Raw genomic sequence first — 22,476 nt, forward strand, 5'->3', positions numbered from 1 at the left:
GGGCATTAATCCTTAAAGGTATAAGACATCAAAGCGGTACGTATCTCCTTGACGACTCCTTCTTCCAGCATCAACTCTTGCATGCCGTCATGTTCATAAGCTCGCATTTCACCACCTCGGTAGGCTCCTAAAGAGATTTCAGAAACGATTCCGCAAGCGACTTTAATCATTGCGACCATCGCGCGGACATTTTCATTTTGAATACGTTCACACTTTTCATTATGGTGTAGCATAATGGCGTTAAGCATCTCTGTAGACAAATGCCATTTTTTCCCGATCAATACGCCAATAATGGCATGATTCGAACCATAAACCGCTTCTTCTTTTTTGAGTGCAGAAATAGGCAAGGACATGGAACTTCTGAATAACGTATCGTATTGAGCCTCATCCTTAGAAGCCAACATCATCGCACCTATATTATGAAACAGGCCGAGCATATAGGCCTCATCACGGCTTACCCCTGCGACCCATTCGGAGATATCCGCCATACAAAAAGCCACATCGACACTGTAGTCCATAATGTCTTTTAATAACCCTTTGCCGCCAAATAAATTTTGCACGGCTGCCGCAACGACTAAGTTATAAATATTATCTAAACCCAAAACATTAACAGCATCCCGTATGGATTTAACAGGTTCCCTTAGTTTAACGACCGGCGAGTTTACAATTCGTAAGACCTCACCGGATAGGGTTGCATTTTTTTCAATAATCTCTGCGACAGTAACGATACTGGCAAACTTACTGGTAATCTCTTTTTCTAAGAGCAAAATCTCATCAGGTAACTCAGGGATTTTTTGGCCATGAATAGCTTGCATGGCATTACGAAATTTTTGTTGCATAAGGTTGAATTTCTTCCATGAATTTTCAATAAAAACTGTCAGAGCTAAATAGCCGACACTGTAAATATCATAAAAATGTCACATTCAGCTCGAGTTTTACAATATATCTAAGCAAACTATCTGAGTATTCTACCGTTATCGATAGTTTGTTGAACAGAATCTTTTTCAAACTTCATTTAGCTGTAATAACGACTACGTAAAATCCATTCCAAAAATATCAATCCATAATATACACAACGGAAGACGGAATGCTTTTTTTAAACAAACTTTCAGTAAAGCAAAGACTATGGTTTAACCTGTTAATTATAATCATGTTCTTGATGTTGATTGTTAACACCTCAAGAAACGCCTTGCTCTCAATCAATGCGAGCAGTTCTGATTTAAAAAGCATTCAATCTGGCCAGTCCGCTAAGATTTCGGAATTTCAAAGCCTGTTTTCCAATACGCTTGTAAGCATGAATAACTATGCCATTACTTTGGACAAAAAGCACGGCGAAGAATTTAATGCTCAAATTGAATTGCTTAAGAAGCTCAACCTCTCCTTGAACGATACCGAACAAGCGGCAAAACCCACTGAAGAAATTACCACTCAACCGCTAGACGATAAAAAAGCCAACCATATCATCAACCCCGCTAACGATAATCCTGAAACATCTACCACAGAGGTGAATGATGATGTGGCTGAAATCGCTGAGATTCTCAGAAAGATCAAAAAATCAGCCAACTCCCTGGTCTTTCTTAAACGCCAAATCCAAGAGACTATCGTGTACGGCATAGAGCCAAGCGCCAACACGATCCAAAAGGTCATTCAAACCATTAAAGAGAGTGATGGTGTTGATGAAGAAGCCTTGACTCTTGCTGCTGAAATTGAAAAACAGTTACAAAAATCACAATTCAGCATCTCTAAAATGACTTCAACCAATGATTTAACCTATAAAACGATATTTGATGAAAAAGGCCTGGGCGATGGCGCCAAACAGACTTTTGAATCTTTGGCGTCATTGTTGGAAGGAGACCTTGAAAACCAGAGTCTTTTTGAAGAACTCAGCGAAGCACGAGATGGCTACCAGGAATCTTTTAATGACCTTGCTGACTACCTTAAAACCACCGCACAAAACAATGTGACTATCAGCGAGCTCTCATATAACGCCAATCAACTAGTTCAAAACAAATTACATGAAACCCAAACCAGAACCGTAAATTTAATTGAAGAGCTTGACCAGTTAAGTGCTGCGGTGATTGAAGAAGTGGTTTATAAGAGTTTAATTGCGCTATTGGTCATGGTATTGATCAATCTATTCTTGGTCACGTCCATTACACGACCTTTGAACAATATGCGCAAACAGATTATCAATATTGCGCAAACCGGTAACTATAAAGAGTGGCAATCCCCTTTAGGTAACAATGAATTTAATGACATCGGCGATAGTGTCCAGAGTTTATTGGATTCGGTGGTGTCGGTTACCAGCGAAATCAATCAAGTGAGCCAAGCACTCGTTCAAGGCAATTTATCGGTCAGTGTCAAAGGCCAATACCAAGGCGAACTCGCCATATTGAAAGACAACTTCAACAACAGCATGTTGCAAGTTAAGGAAACATTGCATGAAATCGACCAGGCAAGCCAGGCACTTGCCCAAGGTAAGTTAGAGACCAACATTGAACTCAACAAGTTCAATGGCGACTACTATCAAGTGATGAACAACCTTCAAACGGCGATTGATATTCAAAAGGCATCTATTTCGTCGATTGTGAATGTCATGGAAAACATGAGTTTGGGCGACTTTAGTCACCGCATTGAAACCGAGTTACCCGGTGAATACAATCGTTTGAAGGAGTACTTAAACAACTCATCAGATAAACTTGAAGCGGTGATTGAAACGGCGAATACCATCTTGGATAACTATCAACAAGGAAACTTCTCATTTCAAACTCCGATTCAATTTGATGGTCGTTTGGACGAGCTAAAAGAAAATATGGATTTGGTCGCGAACAATATGAGCCAGATGCTGTTCTTAGTTAAGCAAGCAACCCATGATGCCTTGGGAGGCGTCCAAGAGATTAGTGCAGGAAACCAAGATTTGAATGAACGTGTCCAAATCCAAGCCGCTGCTCTGCAGAGCGCGATTCAAAAAATGGAAATCATGACCAGTACGGTTACCGAATCGTTACTCCAAGCGAAAGATGTCAGCGCATTAAGTGAAGCCGTTAAAAAGGAAATTCAGCAAGGAAACCAAGTGGTTACACACATGGACCAAGCCATGAATGAAATTTCTGAGGCGAGTAAAGAGATTGCCAATATCACCAAAGTCATCGATGGAATCGCCTTCCAAACCAATCTACTGGCGCTTAACGCGGCTGTCGAGGCGGCACGAGCTGGTGAGGCCGGAAGAGGTTTTGCGGTGGTTGCAGGTGAAGTGAGAAATCTGGCTGGTCGTTCTGCCGATGCCGCAAAACAGATCAGAGAGGTTTCAGAAAGTAGCTTAAGCAAAATCGAAGTGGGTCTGGAATTAAGTCAACAAACCACCGCCACCTTCACTCATAACCAAAAAGCGGTCGAAGAGGTTTCAGAAAGAATTGCCGACATGCACCAAAAATTGGAACAGCAAGTCACGGGGATTCAAGATATCAGTCGAGATTTCAATGCGGTAGACGACACCACTCAACAAAATGCCGCATTGGTTGAGGAAATCTCATCCACCTCAATCAATATCATTCGACAAATGCAAAAGTTAGAAAATTCGGTCGATAGTTTTAAGGTCTTGCCAGTCACACCGACAGCCTTGAAAATCGTCGCTTAGAGTCGCTTTATTACTTTGCCAATAACTGTTCAAATAGCGGCGCTACCCGTTGCAAAATAGCCGGTTGCGCGTCTGCATTGGGGTGCAAGCCATCCCACTGCATTAAATCTGGGTCCAGAGCCACCGTTTCTATAAAAAACGGATCGAACCATATCGGGTTTTTATCCGCCAAATCCTGATACATCTTCGTAAACATCAACTCATAAGCGGGGCCATAATTGGTGGGTAATTTGACACCCAACAACACAACCTTACAGGCCTGGTTATATTGCAAACAAGCATCTATCATCTGTTGAATGTTCTGTTGGCTGACTGTTAAATCCTGTCCTCTCAATGCGTCATTTGCGCCAAGCTCGATGACCAAAACAGCGGGCTGATACTTCTCTAACAAAGGCACTAGACGTTGCTTTCCGCCAGAAGTCGTCTCTCCACTAATACTTGCATTATGCACCGAAAATTGCGGGAATTTTTGCTGTAAGAGCGCAACCCACCCTTGATTCACATCCAACCCGTAAGCCGCACTTAAACTGTCCCCCATAACCAACAAGCTAATAGGAGCTGAATCCCCGGCAATATTCAGCTTTTCTTCATAGATTGTTGCTTGCGGTTGAGCAAAGCTTAGACTAGGATTGAGGATAACCAAAAACAACATGAGCCTTGCTAAACCATGAGCCAAACCAACAGCCCTAAGTCCGACCCTGCAAACATTATTGAATTGCATGATGTGCATTATCAAATTCCTTCAGACGATAAGGTGCTTGATATCATAAAAGCCTGTGACTTAAGAGTCCAGTCGAATGAGGTTATCGCCATTGTTGGACGCTCCGGTTCAGGCAAATCTACCCTACTCTCTTTAATGGCGGGATTAGAAAGCGCGACTTCCGGACAAGTGAATTTACTCGGTCAAAATTTAAACCGATGTTCCGAGGATCAACGTGCCTCTATCAGGGCACAACAGGTCGGTTTTATCTTCCAGAACTTTCAACTGATGCCAAGCATGACGGCGCTGGAAAATGTCTTGATGCCTCTGGAGTTGTTTCAAATCGAACATGCCGAAAGCAAGGCTTTAAAAGCCCTTGAACAAGTTGGTTTGAGCCATCGTGCCAATCACCGTCCGGCGGAATTATCCGGTGGGGAACAACAACGGGTAGCCATTGCCCGAGCCTTTGTCACCGAACCCAAAATCCTTTTTGCCGATGAACCTACGGGCAACTTGGATGAAGAAACCGCCGAACAGATTCAATCCCTGCTCTTGGAGTTAAACCAAACGCGCAACACCACGTTGATTTTAGTGACCCACGACACGGATTTTGCGAATCGCTGTCAAAAAAAATACCTACTTCTCAACGGGCATTTAATTGAACAAATGGATGGCAATGGATGATTAAGACGTATGCCCAAGAAACTTTAACCGCCAGTAAATGGTTTTACCGCAGCCTAAAAAAAGGTGACTGGTTATGGTTGATTATTGCCGTCATTATCGCCAGTGCCACTGTGACGGTGGTCAAACAACTGGGGGAAACTATCCAGCAAAGCATGCTACGTAAAGCGGCGGACTCGATGGGTGCCGATTTTGTGATTCAAAGTTCTCGTCCAATTGATACACAATGGCAACAAAAAGCGAAACAGCTTGGCCTGAAAACCTCGCAAGAAATCTCAATTGTGACCATGGCTTTAACGGCAAACCCAAAGTCGTCCGAACAACAATTTCAACTGGTGCAACTTCAAGGTATCTCCAGCTCTCAGCCCTTGAGAGGAAGCTATAACCCTAATCAACTCCTCCCCTTTTCTGATCTTGGTTCTGACACCATTTGGGTAGAGCCTAAACTGGTTTCACTTATGAAACTCACAGCAGACAGTCAACTCACATTAGGCAATAAGAAATTCAAATTAGCGGGCAGCATTGAAAGCCCGCAACTGATCAATCCGATGGCTAATTTTGCGCCCAAAATATGGATTGATATACACCAGCTCAAATCCCTAAAGCTAATTGGACCTGGCAGCCGAGTCAGTTACCAACTCAGCGTTGCAGGTAAAAGCCAGCTAATCAAAGCGTTTTCTCAGCTAGTGGAAAAAAACAAACTGGGCCATTGGCAATTCATTTCAGCACAAGCCCCTTCTGAGGATTTAGGGAACTCCTTAGACACCGCTTGGTTATTTTTAGACCTATCGGCTTTATCTGCGGTATTGGTGGCAGGCATGTCTATTTTGATTGCCAGCCGATTCTACTTAACACGCTGGCAGAACAGTATGGCATTGATGAGAGCGTTTGGTGCCGGAAACGCCAAAATGACCCGTTTATTCGCTTTACAGCTTACTTGGATTGCCCTCTTCAGTAGTTTAATCGGAGTGGCTCTAGGCTATTTAATCACCTTATTCATCACCCCCTATCTGAGCGATTACTTTACACCTTTAATCATTGCCAGCCCATTCTCTGCAATGCTAATCGGATTTTTCAGCGGTCTATTGGTACTATGGACATTCGCCTGGCAAGCATTTCAAACAGCACTTAAAACCTCGCCCCTCCAGATACTCAAATCGGTTCCTAGGCAGACTAGTTACCTCCACTGGTTTGTCAGTTTCAGCCTCTTACTCGTGTTGATCAGCTTAATGCTCGAGATTGATTCACTTCTATGGATTTTGCTCGGAATTGTCATCATTAGCTTAACGCTGTTTCTGGCATCGGTTTTATTACTCAAGATGCTGTTTTTATTGCAAAACCATAGCCGAGGTTGGTTCAAAATCGCTTTATCCAATCTCACAAAAGAGCCAGGCCTGGTAAAAATACAAATGGTTTCGGTGGGCATGGTGTTGTTTGTATTGATTTTAATGACCTTTGTCCGCCAGGATTTACTACAAAATTGGCAGGCCACTTTGCCTGGAAACACGCCAAATACCTTTGTCATGAATATCCAGCCCGACCAGAAACCTGCTGTTGATAAGATACTCGGCAACATCGACAACATAACCAATGTTCCTGTCGTTAGAGGTCGTTTAATCAAAATCAATAATCAAGCGATTACCATAGAACAACAAACCGAAGAAAAAGCACGTCGCCTATTGCAGCGGGAAGCCAATATTGCCGTAATCTCAGAAATTCCGCAACACAACCAAATAACAGAAGCGTCGTCAGCACCTTTACGTTTTCCCAAAGTCTCAGTTGAACAAGGCATAGCAGAACTGTTCAATATCAAGTTGGGGGATATCTTGGATTTCAATATCGCCGGACAGGCCTTACGTTATCAGGTCAGCAGTATACGCAAAGTGAGCTGGCAAAGTTTTCAACTGAATTTCTTTTTCATCATTGAACCTGTTACATCAATAAATCTACCGATTTCCTATTTAAGCAACTTTTATCTTAAAGAGGCACAATCCAATGCAGATTCAAACAGTGCCGCGAACCTGAGTAGACAACTCAGCTTGCAGACACCTGGGGTATTACTGATAGATGTCAAAAAGATATTGCTGCAGATTCAAGAGATCATGGCCCAAGCCAGCTGGGCCGTTTCGGCTCTTTATCTGTTCACCTTATTAGCGAGTATAGGAGTATTGTTTACCGCCACCTTAGCAAGTCAACAGTCTAGGATTCAAAGCTGGCTGTTACTCAGGACCTTGGGTGCCCAAAATAAAGAAATCATCAAAATCGGCCTAACCGAATTTCTTTTTTTAGGTGGCTTAGCGGGCATACTGGCGGCAAGCTTTGCACAAATCGCCAGCTTATTGATAAGCCATTACCTACTAAAAACCGATCCGAGCCTCACCCCCTCCTTATGGTTGATGAGCATATTGATCGGTAGCAGTTTGTTCTTACTGATTGGTTTGATAACGCAATGGTCTTACCTGCAAAAAAGCCCGCAGCAACTTAAGCTCTACTTAAATTCTATTTAAGTAATAGCTACTGGTTATACCTGTCAGTTTTTTGAATTTAGTAGCAAAACCCAATCATCGTATGAACCAATCATGCTTTAAACCACCTATAGACTTATCGCTATCCTTATGTTTAATCATAAGAAAACTTGATAAACACACCGAATAGTAATAATATATAACCAACTTCAACAATAAATGGAGTTTAGTTATGGAAAACACTAAATTAGAAAAACGTCTACATAAGACATGGAAACAGTTACTTCAGGCCAACATTCAACATAATGAGGCGCTGGCTTCATCGTTAATGAAAGAGATGATTGCGCTTGAGATCGAGCAGAAAAAACGTCGTCATTAGCCGTCATCGCTATGCAGAAATCGCGAATTTGATTTTTAATGATGGTATGACTGAAAAGTAAAGAGTGGTCGGAATGACAGGATTTGAACCTGCGACCACTTGTCCCCCAGACAAGTGCGCTACCAAGCTGCGCTACATTCCGATATATAGTTTTACATTTGAAAAACCACAACACTATCAGGCAAGCATTCTAACGAATATGCCTAGATAAAATTCTGGTTTGTTATTTGAAACTCACCAGGCCTGGTGAGTTTTAAACTTGAACTCAATTTGAGGCCGAAATTATACATCAAACTTCAACGTTATTTTAATAACGCTTGTTAATATAATTCCTAAACTCAATGAGTTCATTTTTCATCTGCTGGAGTTCTTCAACAGCGGATTTTTGCTCGACATTCAGAGCCACATCAGATAGATCCACTTCTCGTTTAGAGAGTCGAGCTTTTGCACCAGGAATGGTAAACCCCTGATCATGCAATAGGCTCTTAATCTCCAATACCAAAACCACATCATTCTTCTGATAATAGCGACGTCCACGACGTTTGCTAGGCTCAAGTTGCGGGAATACTTGCTCCCAATAACGTAGAACGTGGGATTTTAGCTGACAAATATCAGCCACCTCACCGATGGTGAAGTATTTTTTATCGGGCAACTCTATTTCAAGTTGCTCGGCAAATTGACTCTGATTCTTAGGCTTGGCCATGGTTGTCTATTTGAGCACGCAATTTTTGTCCAGGCTTAAATGTTACCACTCTTCTCGCAGAAATGGGAACATCTTCACCGGTTCTTGGGTTACGTCCAGGACGAGGGGCTTTATCACGCAGTTCGAAGTTACCAAAACCAGATAACTTGATTTGCTCACCAGAGACCAATACATCACTGATTTCATCGTAGAACTGTTCAACCAACTCTTTAGATTCTCGTTTGTTAAAACCAAAAGTATCGGCTAGGTCTTGTGCAATGTCTGCTTTAGTCAACGTCATATGATTTTCCTATTACGTTTAGCTTGTTTTAATTATTATTGTTGTTGAGGTTCGATTAACGTAGTACTGCATTAACGGCTTTAGCAGCTGTTAAAATTTCAGCGACTAGGTTTTCAACCTCTTCATCTTGTAAAGTTCGGTCTTGATGCTGAATTCGCAAAGTAATCGCTATACTCTTTTGCGTTTCATCAATACCTTGACCACGATAGATATCAAAAATATCTACCGACTGTAAAATGTCCGATTCAACTGAAGTCACTGCATCGATTAACTCTTGAACACGCTGGTTCGCGTCCATAACAAAAGCCAAATCACGCTGAACTTCAGGGAACTTGGAGATAGCCGATGCCTTTGGCACATCCATGGTCAACAGAGCATCTTGGCGGATCTGGAACATAAAGACCGTACCACTGACACCCATGGTTTTCACCAACTGCGGATGCAGTTGTCCCATGACACCAATCTCAGTACCATCTAAGGTAATCGAGGCTGATTGCCCAGGGTGTAGTGCCGGATTGCTGCATGTTTCAAAACGTACTTTATCCAATTTATGACTCATACTTAGCAATGTTTCAACATCGCCTTTTAAATCATAAAAGTCTGCGTTGCGTGAATCCATATCCCAACCAGCAACTTTGGCAGGCCCAACAATCGCACCACCAAACATCGGAACTTGGGTTGCGCCGGTTGGTTCCGATTCATTCTTATAGAACACCAAGCCTGTTTCAAATAATCGTACACGGGCTTGCTGGCGGTTCTGATTGTAAGCCATACTCTGTAACAGCCCTGTAAACAGAGTGGTACGCATCGCTTTCATATCATCCGAGATTGGGTTTTTCAACAGGATATAAGGCAAATCAGGAGCAATCGCCTTTTGCTTGTCTTCAGCCACAAAGCTATAAGTGACCACTTCGTTATAACCACGCTGCACCAAACCGGTTTTTAAAGCTTTCAATGACTGCTCTGACTCTGGGAGTTCATTCAATGTCATTGGCGCCATTACAGGAGTTTCTGGTAAGTTGTTATAACCGTAAACCCGCCCTATCTCTTCAATCAGGTCCATTTCAATCGCCATATCAAAACGGAAACTTGGTGCGGTTACCGTCCAACCAGCATCACTATCTTGAATCGCAAAGCCTAGGTCGGTAAAAATCTGCTGAACTTGTTCGTCAGCAACCGCTACCCCCAAACGATTGGCAATGGTTTCACGGCGTAATTCAATCACCGCTGGTTTAGGTAAATATATTTCTGAAACAATCGATTCAAACGAACTAACTTCACCACCGGCAATTTCAGTAAACAGTTGTAATGCACGGTTTAACGCACGCTCTGGCAACATTGGATCAACACCACGCTCAAAGCGCATTGATGAATCGGTATGTAAACCATATTGACGCGCCTTACCGGTAATCGCCAAACGTGAAAAATGCGCACATTCAAAGAAGATTTTAGTCGTGCTGTCAGTCACAGAAGTAGACAAACCACCCATAATACCGGCCAGCGCAATTGCCCCGCTATCATCAGCGATAACAAGCGTATCATCTGCAAGGGTGATTTCCTTTTCATCCAAGGTAACTAGCTTTTCCCCTGCTTTGGCCATTCGAACTTGAATATCGCCTTGTAAAGCATCCAAGTCAAAAGCGTGCATTGGCTGGCCTAACTCCATCAATACATAGTTGGTGATATCCACGACTAGGCTTAATGAACGCAGACCAGAACGCTGTAACTTTTGCACCATCCACGCAGGCGTTTTGGCATTGGCATCAAAACCGGTTACTACACAACCTACATATTTAGGACATGCCTGCGATTCTGTCACCACCACATTTTGTGTACATGCCGTTGAGCCAGCCATATCCTGATCGACAAAAGGCTGAGTAAACGGTGCGCCACTGATTGCGTGAACATCACGTGCTAGACCCAACACACTGAAACAATCGGCACGGTTAGGTGTTAAATCCACATCAATACTCGAATCGTTCAAATCCAGGTATTCACGAATATCCATACCTATCGGCGCATCACTAGGTAAAACATGCAACCCATCAACACCATCATCAGGCAAACCGATTTCCGTTGCACCACACAGCATTCCATTGGATGGTACACCGCGTAGTTTCGCGGCTTTGATTTTGAAATCCCCTGGTAAAACTGCGCCCACTTTCGCGCAACAGGCTTTCATACCGGCAACCACATTCTTGGCACCACAGACAATCTGTACAGGTTCCGCTTCACCGACATCCACTTGGGTGACATTCAATTTGTCTGCATCGGGATGCTTTTCAACTGAAAGCACATGCCCCACTACAACATTGGTAAAGGCTCCTGCAACCGGTTCAGCGCCATCCACTTCCAGGCCGGCTAAACTTAATGCTTCAGATAATTCATTGGTGTCCCATTGTGGATTTGTCCACTCTCTTAGCCAATTTTCACTAAATTTCATATTTCTATTCTCACCAGGCCTGGTTATTTAAACTGTTGAAGAAAACGTAGGTCGTTTTCAAAGAATTGACGTAAGTCTTTGACGTTGTAACGCAACATCGCAAGACGCTCCACACCCAACCCGAAAGCCAGGCCGGTGTATTCATCTGGATTGATACCGACGTTTTTTAGTACATTAGGGTGCACCATTCCGCAACCTAACACCTCAATCCAACGACCATCACCGAATAAATTGGTGGCAATATCGACTTCGGCAGAAGGTTCGGTAAATGGGAAGTAAGATGGTCTAAAACGAACCTTAAGCTCATCGTCTTCAAAAAACTTACGTAAAAATTCAATAATCAATGTACGCAACTGTGCAAAACTGGCATTTTTTTCGATAATCAAACCTTCAACCTGATGGAACATAGGTGTATGGGTTTGGTCAGAGTCACAACGATATACACGGCCAGGAGCGATGATTCTCAAAGGAGGCTGTTTGTTCTCCATGGTACGAATCTGCACACCTGAAGTATGAGTTCTTAACACGGTGTTTTCGCTAATATAGAAAGTATCGTGCATCGCACGAGCTGGGTGCGTTTCGGGGATATTCAATGCTTCGAAGTTATGCCAGTCATCCTCAATCTCAGGGCCAGTTTCCACATCAAACCCCGCATTGGCAAACAAGGTTTCAATACGAGTCAAGGTACGAGTAACAGGATGCAAGCTACCTACATCGGCATCGCGCCCAGGAAGCGTGATATCGACAGTTTCTTCAGCCAACTTTTGAGCGAGCTTAGCATCATCCAACTCTTTCTTTTTGGCGTTTAATAAACTTTGCACAGCTTGCTTGGCTTCATTGATGACCTGACCAGCCTTAGGGCGCTCCTCTGCAGAGAGTTTCCCTAAGGTCTTCATCATTTCAGTCAACTCCCCTTTCTTACCAAGAAAGTGAACTCGAAGCTCGTCTAATTTACTTAATTCTGTTACCTCAGCAACCGCGTCTTGCGCTTGTGAAAGTATATTTTGAAGGCGTTCTTGCATTTAATAAATGTCCCAAAACGGTTTAATAGATAGGAAACATTTCACTGAGATATTGGCAAGCCAATATACAAATTGAATTCATGAATCAATTCAATCAATAAAATCTTTCATAGCTATTATGTGAATAAATAAGGTATTGCGTATGGCTTAATTGAATGAAAAAAATAGGGGACCAAAGTCCCCTATTTAACTACTGGCCTAAACCAGTACGCAAATTAAGCTAATGCTGCTTTTGCTTTTTCAGCGATAGCAGTAAATGCTGCCGCATCATGAACTGCGATATCAGCCAATACTTTACGGTCAACTGCAATACCTGCAACATTTAGACCGTTAATGAAACGGCTATATGTCATGTTGTTCATACGAGCTGCTGCGTTGATACGAGCAATCCATAAACGACGGAACTGACGCTTTTTAGTGCGACGGTCGCGGTATGCATACTGACCAGCTTTGATTACTGCTTGCTTAGCAACGCGAAATACTTTGCTACGCGCTCCGTAATAACCTTTAGCTGCTTTTAATACTTTGTTGTGTCTACGGCGTGCGATGACACCTCTTTTAACTCTTGCCATTTCTCAAATCTCCAATTAAGCGAACGGTAGCATGCGGCGAACCATCGCTACATCGTGATCGTGAATCATACTTCCAGAACGAAGTTGACGCTTACGCTTAGTCGACTTCTTAGTCAGAATATGACGAAGGTGAGATTGTTTACATTTGAAACGACCTGAGCCAGTTTTTGAGAAGCGCTTTTTAGCACTACTGTTTGTTTTCATCTTTGGCATTGAATGAAACTCCGCATTTAAGTGATACTCAATAAATTGAGCCACTTCAGTTTTATATTAAACCTAATCAAATTAACAATTAGATTCATTCTTGGAACAACGAACAGCACTGAGGAAGCTGCACCAGAAATCTGTTTATATAAAACAAACAGACCCCAGCTGTTGTATAGCAATTCAAAATGGTTAACTAATTAACCCTTTAAGATTGCTTTTTCTTAGTTGGAGCAACCATCATTTGCATCTGACGGCCTTCCATCTTAGGCATCTGTTCAACGGTCGCAACCTCTTGAATATCATCCCTAACACGTTCCAACATTTTAAGTCCCAGTTCCTTATGAGTGATTTCGCGACCACGGAACCAAATGGTTACCTTGACACGATCTCCCTTTTCTAGGAATTTCAGCAGGTTGCGTAGTTTGACCTGATAATCTCCCTCCTCAGTTCCTGGGCGAAACTTAACTTCTTTAACCTGGACTTGCTTCTGCTTTTTCTTAGCTTCATGCTGCTTTTTCTGCTGCTGGTAAAGATATTTACCATAGTCCATGATCTTACAAACTGGTGGATTAGCTTTCGCAGTAATTTCAACCAGATCTAACCCCGCTTCTGCTGCCTGAGCTAAAGCATCTTGGATGGATACAACACCGGCCTGTTCGCCTTGTGCATCAATCAGTCGTACCTCAGGTGTAGCTGAAATGGCTTTGTTAATTCTGTCTTTTGGTGCTTCTGGTTGTTGTGGTCGACCACGACCACCTCTTCTAATTGCTATAGCAACATCCTCCAATTAATTAATCTTTTCAATGCATCTGTATTACGTGTAAAACTATTGTTGAGTTTCTACTACACGTCCTAGCTGAGCAATGTCTGTTGTTAGCATGCTAACAAGTGTTTCAAAATCGTAAGAACCTAGGTTTTCACCATTTCTTGCACGAACATTGACCGTTCCGTTTTCCATTTCTTGATCACCTACAACCAAAATATATGGAACACGTTGCATTGTGTGTTCGCGAATTTTAAACCCAACCTTCTCATTTCTCAAGTCCGATTCGACTCTAAACCCATGTTTTTTCAATTTTTTAGTCATTTTAACCACATATTCGCTGTGGACATCGGCAATTGGAGCGATAACACATTGAACCGGAGCCAACCAAGTTGGGAAGCGTCCTTCATAATGTTCGATCAAAATACCGACAAAACGCTCAAGCGAACCAAGAATGGCACGATGAATCATTACTGGGTGATGTTTCTCATTGTCTTGACCAATATAGACCGCATTCAATCGCTCTGCTTGAGTCATTGAGAAATCCAACTGAATGGTTCCACACTGCCAAACACGACCGATACAATCTTTTAACTGGAATTCAATCTTAGGACCGTAGAAAGCACCTTCACCAGGCTGTAATTTATAATCTAAACCTGCATCTTGCAACGTTGCTTCCAGTGCTTGCTCGGCTAAATCCCATACTTCATCCGAACCCACTCGTTGCTCTGGGCGAGTTGAGAACTTAACTGCAATATTATCGAAACCGAAATCCGCATAGGTTTCAAACACCAAATTGATACACGCCTGCACTTCGTCTTTAATCTGCTCTTCAGTACAGAAAATATGCGCATCATCTTGAGTGAACGAACGTACACGCATCAAACCATGCAACGTCCCGGAAGGTTCATTACGGTGAACAGTACCAAATTCAGCGATGCGAATCGGTAAATCACGGTAACTGTTCAAGTGACGGTTATACACCTGGATATGTCCAGGACAGTTCATTGGTTTAACCGCATAGTCACGGTTATCCGTCTCGGTAGTAAACATATTGTCTTTGAATTTGTCCCAATGCCCTGACTTTTCCCAAAGCGAGCGATCAAGAATCAATGGGGTACGAATCTCTTGGTAATCGTTCTCAACTAATTGACCACGCATATACTCTTCAACGATACGGTATAAAGTCATGCCTTTCGGATGCCAAAAAGCCATTCCTGGAGCCAAGTCTTCGACATGGAATAAATCTAAGGTTTTACCAAGTTTACGATGGTCACGCTTCTCCGCTTCTTCCATCATATGTAGGTAATCTTTCAAAGACTGCTTATCTTCAAAAGCCACACCGTAGATACGCTGCAACATTTTATTTTCTGAGTTGCCGCGCCAATAAGCACCTGCTACATGTGTCAATTTAAGCGCTTTGATGAACCCCATATTCGGCACATGCGGCCCTACACACATATCGACATATTCTTCATGGAAATAGAAACCGAATTCAGTCTCATTTGGTAAGTCACGAATCAATTCTAATTTGTAGTCTTCACCGCGCGCTTCAAAAGTAGCAATCGCCTCTTCACGTGAAAGCATCTTCTTCACGACAGGGTATTTTGTTTTAGCCAGCTCCTGCATACGCTTCTCGATTTTTTTCAAATCGTCTGGCGTGACCTTATATTCCATATCGATGTCATAATAGAAGCCGTTTTCAACAACTGGACCTATCGCCATCTTCACATCAGGATATAACTGCTTTAACGCATGACCCAACAAATGGGCACATGAGTGGCGCATGATGTGAACACCGTCTTCATCTTTCATGGTGATGATTTCTAACGATGCATCTTCCGTGATTAAATCGCATGCATCCTTTAACTGTCCGTTAACACGTCCAGCTACCGTTGCTTTTGCAAGCCCTGTCCCAATGCTTTCCGCCACTTGCATGACTGAAACAGCTTCATCAAATTGTTTTGTAGAACCATCTGGTAACGTAATGATTGGCATCGATTTATTCTCTTCATAGATCGTTTAAAAAATTAGCCAGTTATTTTAGCATTTTCTAATACAAGATATTTAGCTTTTAATTGGATTTTATTACTGAAATAAGCACTTAACGCCATCAGACAAGATGATTGGAAATTTGAATCGCGAAACTCACCAGGCCTGGTGAGCTTGCAGTAGAAAAACATTGAACAAAGCTAAACGGTTAGCCCCTCGCCAATCGCTGCGCTGAGACTGACTAAAAATTCATGGCTTCAGCATCATTAAGCGCCACTTGCAACAACTCGTCATACTTTTCCAAGGGTAATTTGAAATAGTCCAATGACTTCAAGAGCAAGGCTGAAGGCTCTTCTCGATCTTCATCATTGATATCGGCAATCCCATTATCGAATCCTAATCTAAATACCCCTTGCTCGGACAAGAAAGTCAGATGCGCTATAGGCTTAAATGCATCATCCGCCTTGCCTGGATTATGGTGAAATGCCACCCCCATAACTACCTCTACGGGAAACCCCCACTGCTGCAGCAACCTCGCACTCATCAATGGATGATAAGTGTTGAAGATTTTATTTTCCGCCATCGGCAACTTAGAGATGTCATAATCGGTAAGTTTGATCACCTCCAGGTACTTATCCCTATCCTCGGTTGCGAGAAGATAAATACCGATATCACGCAATAAGCTCGCTAAAAACGCCTCTCCAGAATCCAGTTTTAAAAATTTCGCTAAATTTTGCGCCACCAACCCAGATAAAAATGCGTGCTTTAAAAAATGCTTGTCACTAAAAGGCGGTTTTCTCTTGACCGTACTCTGATAATTGATAGCATGAGCCATTAAACGGACTTCTTGATAACCAATCAAAACAATAGCATCAGACAGAGCTGTCACTTTGTTTCCCATCGAATATCTTGCGCTATTGGCCAACTCGATCAACCTGGTGACCATTCGCGGGTCTTGCGCCACTAGAGAGACAATATCATCCACACTGATATTGCTATCACTGGCAATTGCTCGCTCTAACTTCATCAAGGCCTCAGGAAAGTGAGGCAAAGCATCTAAAGACTTTAAACGCTCCAAAATCTCTTTACTTGGATTAGGGGTTGCAACATTACTCATTTATATACCTTTACTCTTTTTAGTTTCACAGCAAACTTAGCCCACCTCTTGAATAAGCCTACGCCATTTACAGCATTTCATTTTAAACAATATTCAGGTACAATCCGCACATTTTTTAAAACCATAAAAATCAATCAGATAGCTTTATTGAGCTGTAGTCATATTAAACCATAACTAGAGTTAAAAACTAATAGAGCTATTGTTCGCCAGGGGCGGCTATTTTATCTAGCCTGAGATTTCGATACTGAAAGACCCTTTGAACCTGATCCAGTTAATACTGGCGTAGGAACGGCAAACATACCACAAGAATCAGCATTCAGCCTCACCTCGTAAGGTCTTGTTTCTTTTTTTGAGTTTCAAAACTCAAGCTTGTGTATTGCCTTCCTCGCTAAAAAGGACAACACACATGAATATCAAATTAAAACCGATAACGCTTGCCATTAGCACTCTACTGTTAAGCACGCCGATTATGGCAGAAGAGCTTGCGCCAATCATAGTCAATGCAGATTTACGCCAATCAACAGAACAAGACCTTCCTGCAAGTGTGGATGTGAAAACGCAAGCCGATTTACAAGATCAAGGTGCAACCCATTTTGACGATGTCCTTTTAAAAACCCCTAACGTCAACTACTCAGGACAAAGCTCGCGTGCCCGCCACATTCAAATTCGCGGCATCGGTGAGCGTGACGAATATACTGGCGCACCCAACTCAAGCGTTGGTTTTGCCATTGACGATATCGATTTCAGCGGCATTGGCATGGTCGGCAATCTATTTGATGTCAAGCAGGTTGAAGTATTACGCGGCCCACAAAATACACGTTATGGCCAAAGCGCCATTGGTGGTTTAATCAATATCCAAACCAATGACTCTACCGCTGAAGAAGAAGGCATGGCTGAACTGACCATTGGTCAAGACAACTTGAAAGAATTCGGTATCGTGACAAGCGGCCCTATCAACACCAAAGAAAATGCACCACAATATCGTTTATCTATCTTCAAACACGGCAGTGATGGTTTCCGTACCAATGAAACATTGGATAGAACCGATACCAATGGTCGTGATGAACTCACTTTACGCGGGAAGATGCGTTTCTTCCCAGATTCAGACACAACCGTTGATGTATCTGTGATTCATGCTGATTTGAATAATGGTTATGATGCCTGGTCTGCCGATAATACCTTTACAACCTTGTCAAACGATCCAGGTAAAGACACTCAATTATCTAATGCTGCATCATTGAAGGTTAATTGGAAAGGCAATGCCAATTACGTCCTAGAAAGCAAAACAAGTCTCGCAAACTCAGACATGAAATATGGTTATGATTATGACTGGGGACCAACTACTGCTTGGGGCGCCAATTATGAAAACCAAAAAGAGCGCAAGACCTATAGTCAAGAACTACGTTGGTTATCAACTCCAAAATCTAGATTATTTAACAATACAGATTGGTTAGTCGGGCTATACGCATCCCACCTAGATGAAACTAATCATGAAAACGATGCGGGCTGGCTATCTTCCAGTGATTATACAATCAACAAATTCGCTGGCTTCGGTCAATTAGATATTCACACAAACAACAAGACGACCATCACGGCAAGCCTAAGAGCTGAACGTAATGATAGTACATATAAAGATGACTACAACCGTTTTGACCCAGATGAAATGCTATGGGGAGCAAGCTTAAGCTATAGTTATAAATACAACGATAAACATGCGGCCTATGCAGGTATCACGCGTGGTTACAAAACTGGAGGCTTCAACTCTGACTTAGCCGGAACGGCTAATGAGAGTTTTGATTCTGAAACCCTTTATAATTATGAAATCGGTTTAAAATCAAACTATAAAGAATATGGTTTAAAGACAAGCACTACTTTCTTCTATATGGATAGACACAATCCTCAATTTGACGGTTATACCGCACCGGCAGTTACAGGAATTGATCCTTGGCTTTTCTATACTGAAAACTTTGATTCCGCACAAAACTACGGTTTAGAAGGAAGCTTTAACTGGGCAAGCAATAAACACTGGAACCTATATGGTTCTGTAGGTTTAATCCAAACCAATGTTGAAGGAAATCCAGCTTCTAATTATTATGTAATCGTTGATCGTGAGCAAGCCCATGCCCCAAACTACCAAATGAATTTAGGTACAAAATACAGTGGTTCAAACGGGTTTTATGCTCAAGCCGATATAACCGCTGTTGATAAGTTCTATTTTGATAATGTACATAATTTTGAATCCAAGGCATATGTAGTTGCTAACGCTCGAATTGGTTATGAAACACCAGATTATGAAGTATACCTTTGGAGCAAAAACTTAACTGATGAACGTTATGCAACAAGAGGTTTTTACTTTGACCTAGATGGTTCTGGTGACCGAGGCTTTATCAGATTAGGCGACCCACGTCAGCTAGGTGTTACTGCTAGAGTTTACTTTTAATTCTTAGTGGATTAGCAATACAATTAAGGGCTCGTCTGAGCCCTTATTGCTTTCTGACACACTGACAGGAACTCGTCATGAAAATATCCGTTGAAATAAGTATGTACCCCTTACTTGAACAGTACCGTCCGCCTATTATTGATTTTATTGATAGACTCTCTCAAAATCCGGGGATTGAAATTGAATACGGCAGAATGAGTACCTTTATTTTTGGTGAATACCAGCAAATCATGCCTATGCTCCAAACCGAAATACACACCACCTTAAAAGAGATTCCAGAAAGTGTTTTTATTATCAAACTTTCTGGTGGTTGCCACTAGAACATCAATTAAGAGAATATTGCCATGCCTAAAACCCAAGGATATGAATCCCACGCGACCACTTATGATGAGTGGTTTGATGAAAATCCAGACATCTACCAAGCTGAGATAGAAGCCATCAAAAAACTGCTTCCTGAAGGGAAAGGTATCGAAATCGGTGCCGGCAGTGGTCGCTTTACCGCACCACTTAACATCGACACGGGCATTGAACCTGCTTTAGCCATGCGTGAACAAGCAAAATTTAGAGGACTGTCGTTAATCGAAGGGGTTGCTGAACAACTACCTGTGGAAGATAACCAATTCGATTATGCTATTTTCATCACCTCTACTTGCTTTTTGGACAACCCTCTCAAAGCTTATCAAGAGGCCGCCCGTGTCACTAATGATAACGGGAAAATCATTATCGCATTTTTAGAGAAAAATTCTGAGCTAGGTAAAACTTATGAAAAACATAAACATGAAAACCCTTTTTATTGCGATGCCACGTTTTACAGTTACAATGAAATTAAAGGGTTTTTAGAACAAGCTGGATTTAGCGATTTCCAAACGGTTCAAACGGTTCTTCCAGAAAACCAAACCAAGCAGAAGAGTCATGACATCCTGCCTGGACATGACCAAGGGGCGTTCATCGTATTACGTGCCGTAAAAACCTCTTAACCACCCCTCCATAACTTAGGAAAAATTATGAAAGCTTCTGTTGAAATCAGCATGTACCCATTAAGAGAACAGTACTGCCAACCTATTATCGACTTTATCGATGAACTGGAAAGCCACCCGGAGGTTTCCATTCAACGTAACAGTATGTCTACCCACATCTATGGTGATTATCAAGCCGTCATGGACACTTTAAACACCGAGATGCTTAAAGTATTGGAGCAGATACCGGAAACCGTATTTGTGATTAAACTGATTGGTACAGACCGTGAAAAAGCGGTGATTGATACCTGTGGATAACTCGTTGATAACTGAAATCATCCATCAGTTTTCAGTTCAATCCTCTTGGGAATTACTTGCTGCAAGCTTAGGTATTCTATACGTTGTTTTAGCGGCCAAAGAGTCCGCATGGTGTTGGCCAGCAGCCTTTGCAAGCACGGTAATCTATACCGTGCTTTTTTGGGAGGGGCAGCTTCCCATGCAGGCTTTATTGAACTTTTACTATATGGGGATGGCTGTTTATGGTTTTATCCTATGGCGAGGAGTTAACAATACGGAAAACATCATTGCAATCACTAGCCGCCCGCTTAAGTTCCATATTATGTATATTACAGCAGGCCTGGTGATTTCCTTTTTAATAGGCTACTACCTTGACTCTTTTCCGGAAACCCAACTACCCTATTTGGATGCGTTCGTCATGGTTTTTTCAGTGATGACAACCGTACTGATGGCGCGTAAAGTCATAGAGAACTGGTTGTACTGGATTGTAATCGATAGCTTTGCCATTGCTCTGTATTGGCAAACAGGGTTTTACGCCACCATTGTCATGTTTACTGTTTACCTGGTTTTAGCCGCCTATGGTTATCTTAACTGGAAAAAACTACATGCTGTTTAACACCTATATTAACAGCAATCTTTACCGTTAAAATAACTCGGCTGAGCCATCCATTTTTCCATATCAGACTCACCCAATACATTCATCAAAAACAGCAAAACTCGATAGACATGCCTAACACCTTGCAGACAAGGCAGTTGCCCAGCTATTCTGAGCTGATACTCCTTTTCAAACAGCTGTAGCTGGCTAGGCGTGAGTAAGTACTCCAAAATCACAAAATCCAACTCGACCGGAGCAAACACAAAGGCATCCAAATCATAAATCCCCATCAAAACTCCATCTTGCTGGGCGAACTGGTCCCACCTTAAGTCCAACATCAACGGCACCAGCTTAGTAATGGATACCTTTTCGACATCAGTCAAAGCCTTGGCTAACAGAGGTTCTGAAACCTCTATATCTTTGGATAAAGAGAGAATCGTTTTTGTTAGATTCGTTTGCCATTCCTTCAACAAACGCTGGTCGGTCGGATTCGCATGCGCTGCCGGCTCATTTAAATTTTCTTCTGTAATGAAACCGATTTTTTCAACTGGATGAGAGTGCATTTCGGCTAAAAACCCAGCCAATTGCCGAACGGTCATAGCGCAACTATCTCTGGCCGAATATGTTTGCCCTTTGATGTTTTCCAATACTAGCGCACACACATCCTCAGCGACCAAACAGTCATATACTTCAGGTATTTTTAGGCTGGTTATTTGAGAAAGCAACGGATAGCTAAATTTTGCCAGCTGATAAGAATCACATAAATCCAAACCGAACAAAATTTGCATGGCTTTCCAAAACGGGGTGATGTCATCTGTTCTGTTATAAGCCTTAACAACCGCCTCTATTGAATGCCCATCAATGTCAAGATGTTCAATGAGCCAAACTTCGCTACTACTGTCTTCATACAGGCCTGGTAGCTTTTCTGAATAGGATATTTTTTGGTATTTCTGCAACTCCACACGTTTGAATCGAACAAACGGCGATTGTGCTTGTAAAATCTTATCGTGTTGCATGCGGATGTGAATAAAACCTGTGATTTGTTAACCTGGCCATAATACCTGTAAAAACAAGCAATTTCTAAACAATCAAGCCAAACAAACAAAACTCTATCAATAAGTTTACCAACAAAGCATTTATAAAGAGTGCGTTATTAGATATAATCGTTCGGTTTTAATTTTGTGGTTTGTCCGTTTAGGGGTTATTAACAACCACACAATGTATAAA

General features: G+C 42.2%; 21 protein-coding genes, 1 tRNA gene and 1 riboswitch. Of the genes, 9 read left to right on the top strand and 13 right to left on the bottom strand.

The window, feature by feature from the left end:
* Nucleotides 1-5 precede the first annotated feature (5 nt).
* The gene (locus tag L6421_RS07865; protein WP_237261135.1) at nucleotides 6-839 is read right to left on the bottom strand and encodes an HDOD domain-containing protein; all 834 of its coding nucleotides are present in this window, start codon (nucleotides 837-839) and stop codon (nucleotides 6-8) included.
* Nucleotides 840-1,087: 248 nt separating this feature from the next.
* Between L6421_RS07865 and L6421_RS07870 the strand changes: the two genes are divergently transcribed.
* Nucleotides 1,088-3,637 (top strand): methyl-accepting chemotaxis protein, encoded by a 2,550-nt coding sequence (locus L6421_RS07870; protein ID WP_237261136.1) that lies wholly within the window; start codon nucleotides 1,088-1,090, stop codon nucleotides 3,635-3,637.
* A gap of 10 nt (nucleotides 3,638-3,647) precedes the next feature.
* Here L6421_RS07870 and L6421_RS07875 read toward each other — a convergent pair whose 3' ends face one another.
* Entirely contained in the window at nucleotides 3,648-4,289 is a 642-nt protein-coding gene (locus L6421_RS07875) for an arylesterase (RefSeq protein ID WP_237261137.1), read from the bottom strand.
* 15 nt (nucleotides 4,290-4,304) lie between these two features.
* On the opposite strand from L6421_RS07875, the gene L6421_RS07880 reads away from it, so the two are divergent.
* The 3 genes from L6421_RS07880 to L6421_RS07890 all read left to right on the top strand — a co-directional run bounded on the left by L6421_RS07880 (nucleotide 4,305) and on the right by L6421_RS07890 (nucleotide 7,862).
* Nucleotides 4,305-5,021, top strand: coding sequence for an ABC transporter ATP-binding protein (locus tag L6421_RS07880; protein WP_237261139.1), 717 nt, complete (start codon nucleotides 4,305-4,307; stop codon nucleotides 5,019-5,021).
* Complete coding sequence (locus L6421_RS07885; RefSeq protein WP_237261141.1) at nucleotides 5,018-7,525, top strand: ABC transporter permease; 2,508 nt, start codon at nucleotides 5,018-5,020, stop codon at nucleotides 7,523-7,525. Before L6421_RS07880 ends, L6421_RS07885 begins: the two co-directional genes overlap by 4 nt.
* A 190-nt stretch (nucleotides 7,526-7,715) precedes the next feature.
* The gene (locus L6421_RS07890; RefSeq protein ID WP_237261143.1) at nucleotides 7,716-7,862 is read left to right on the top strand and encodes a hypothetical protein; all 147 of its coding nucleotides are present in this window, start codon (nucleotides 7,716-7,718) and stop codon (nucleotides 7,860-7,862) included.
* Between the two features lie 65 nt (nucleotides 7,863-7,927).
* Here L6421_RS07890 and L6421_RS07895 read toward each other — a convergent pair.
* The 10 genes from L6421_RS07895 to L6421_RS07940 form a co-directional block, all read right to left on the bottom strand.
* Nucleotides 7,928-8,004: transfer RNA gene (locus tag L6421_RS07895), tRNA-Pro, on the bottom strand.
* Nucleotides 8,005-8,169: 165 nt separating this feature from the next.
* On the bottom strand, nucleotides 8,170-8,565 hold the full coding sequence (locus tag L6421_RS07900; protein WP_237261145.1) for a MerR family transcriptional regulator: 396 nt from the start codon (nucleotides 8,563-8,565) through the stop codon (nucleotides 8,170-8,172).
* The gene (locus L6421_RS07905; protein WP_237261146.1) at nucleotides 8,552-8,845 is read right to left on the bottom strand and encodes an integration host factor subunit alpha; all 294 of its coding nucleotides are present in this window, start codon (nucleotides 8,843-8,845) and stop codon (nucleotides 8,552-8,554) included. Before L6421_RS07905 ends, L6421_RS07900 begins: the two co-directional genes overlap by 14 nt.
* 55 nt (nucleotides 8,846-8,900) lie before the next feature.
* Nucleotides 8,901-11,288: a phenylalanine--tRNA ligase subunit beta gene (gene pheT / locus L6421_RS07910; RefSeq protein WP_237261149.1), complete on the bottom strand. Its 2,388-nt coding sequence runs from the start codon at nucleotides 11,286-11,288 to the stop codon at nucleotides 8,901-8,903.
* 23 nt (nucleotides 11,289-11,311) lie between these two features.
* On the bottom strand, nucleotides 11,312-12,310 hold the full coding sequence (pheS, locus tag L6421_RS07915; protein WP_237261151.1) for a phenylalanine--tRNA ligase subunit alpha: 999 nt from the start codon (nucleotides 12,308-12,310) through the stop codon (nucleotides 11,312-11,314).
* Nucleotides 12,311-12,525: 215 nt separating this feature from the next.
* A complete protein-coding gene (gene rplT, locus L6421_RS07920; protein WP_237261153.1) occupies nucleotides 12,526-12,882 on the bottom strand; it encodes a 50S ribosomal protein L20 in 357 nt (118 codons plus the stop codon).
* A 15-nt stretch (nucleotides 12,883-12,897) separates the two neighbouring features.
* A complete protein-coding gene (gene rpmI / locus L6421_RS07925) occupies nucleotides 12,898-13,095 on the bottom strand; it encodes a 50S ribosomal protein L35 (RefSeq protein ID WP_081696406.1) in 198 nt (65 codons plus the stop codon).
* A 199-nt stretch (nucleotides 13,096-13,294) separates the two neighbouring features.
* Nucleotides 13,295-13,855 carry a translation initiation factor IF-3 gene (gene infC / locus L6421_RS07930; RefSeq protein ID WP_237264459.1) on the bottom strand — a complete coding sequence of 187 codons (561 nt, stop codon included), beginning with the start codon at nucleotides 13,853-13,855 and terminating at the stop codon, nucleotides 13,295-13,297.
* 60 nt (nucleotides 13,856-13,915) lie between these two features.
* Nucleotides 13,916-15,850, bottom strand: a complete 1,935-nt coding sequence (gene thrS, locus L6421_RS07935) for a threonine--tRNA ligase (RefSeq protein WP_237261155.1) — start codon at nucleotides 15,848-15,850, stop codon at nucleotides 13,916-13,918.
* 235 nt (nucleotides 15,851-16,085) lie between these two features.
* Nucleotides 16,086-16,961, bottom strand: a complete 876-nt coding sequence (locus tag L6421_RS07940; RefSeq protein WP_237261157.1) for an HDOD domain-containing protein — start codon at nucleotides 16,959-16,961, stop codon at nucleotides 16,086-16,088.
* Nucleotides 16,962-17,159: 198 nt separating this feature from the next.
* A riboswitch (TPP riboswitch) is annotated at nucleotides 17,160-17,268 on the top strand.
* Nucleotides 17,269-17,367: 99 nt separating this feature from the next.
* On the opposite strand from L6421_RS07940, the gene L6421_RS07945 reads away from it, so the two are divergent.
* From L6421_RS07945 to pnuC, 5 genes are all read left to right on the top strand, one after another.
* Nucleotides 17,368-19,401, top strand: coding sequence for a TonB-dependent receptor (locus L6421_RS07945; RefSeq protein WP_237261158.1), 2,034 nt, complete (start codon nucleotides 17,368-17,370; stop codon nucleotides 19,399-19,401).
* Nucleotides 19,402-19,478: 77 nt separating this feature from the next.
* Nucleotides 19,479-19,721 (top strand): hypothetical protein, encoded by a 243-nt coding sequence (locus tag L6421_RS07950; RefSeq protein ID WP_237261160.1) that lies wholly within the window; start codon nucleotides 19,479-19,481, stop codon nucleotides 19,719-19,721.
* A gap of 24 nt (nucleotides 19,722-19,745) precedes the next feature.
* On the top strand, nucleotides 19,746-20,378 hold the full coding sequence (locus L6421_RS07955; RefSeq protein WP_237261162.1) for a class I SAM-dependent methyltransferase: 633 nt from the start codon (nucleotides 19,746-19,748) through the stop codon (nucleotides 20,376-20,378).
* Between the two features lie 27 nt (nucleotides 20,379-20,405).
* Nucleotides 20,406-20,675, top strand: a complete 270-nt coding sequence (locus tag L6421_RS07960) for a YkoF family thiamine/hydroxymethylpyrimidine-binding protein (protein WP_237261163.1) — start codon at nucleotides 20,406-20,408, stop codon at nucleotides 20,673-20,675.
* Nucleotides 20,668-21,270, top strand: coding sequence for a nicotinamide riboside transporter PnuC (pnuC, locus tag L6421_RS07965; RefSeq protein ID WP_237261164.1), 603 nt, complete (start codon nucleotides 20,668-20,670; stop codon nucleotides 21,268-21,270). Before L6421_RS07960 ends, pnuC begins: the two co-directional genes overlap by 8 nt.
* An 8-nt stretch (nucleotides 21,271-21,278) precedes the next feature.
* Here pnuC and L6421_RS07970 read toward each other — a convergent pair whose 3' ends face one another.
* Nucleotides 21,279-22,265, bottom strand: coding sequence for an aminoglycoside phosphotransferase family protein (locus tag L6421_RS07970; protein WP_237261166.1), 987 nt, complete (start codon nucleotides 22,263-22,265; stop codon nucleotides 21,279-21,281).
* Nucleotides 22,266-22,476 lie beyond the last annotated feature (211 nt).

Source organism: Thiomicrorhabdus immobilis, assembly GCF_021654855.1.
Taxonomy (GTDB): domain Bacteria; phylum Pseudomonadota; class Gammaproteobacteria; order Thiomicrospirales; family Thiomicrospiraceae; genus Thiomicrorhabdus; species Thiomicrorhabdus immobilis.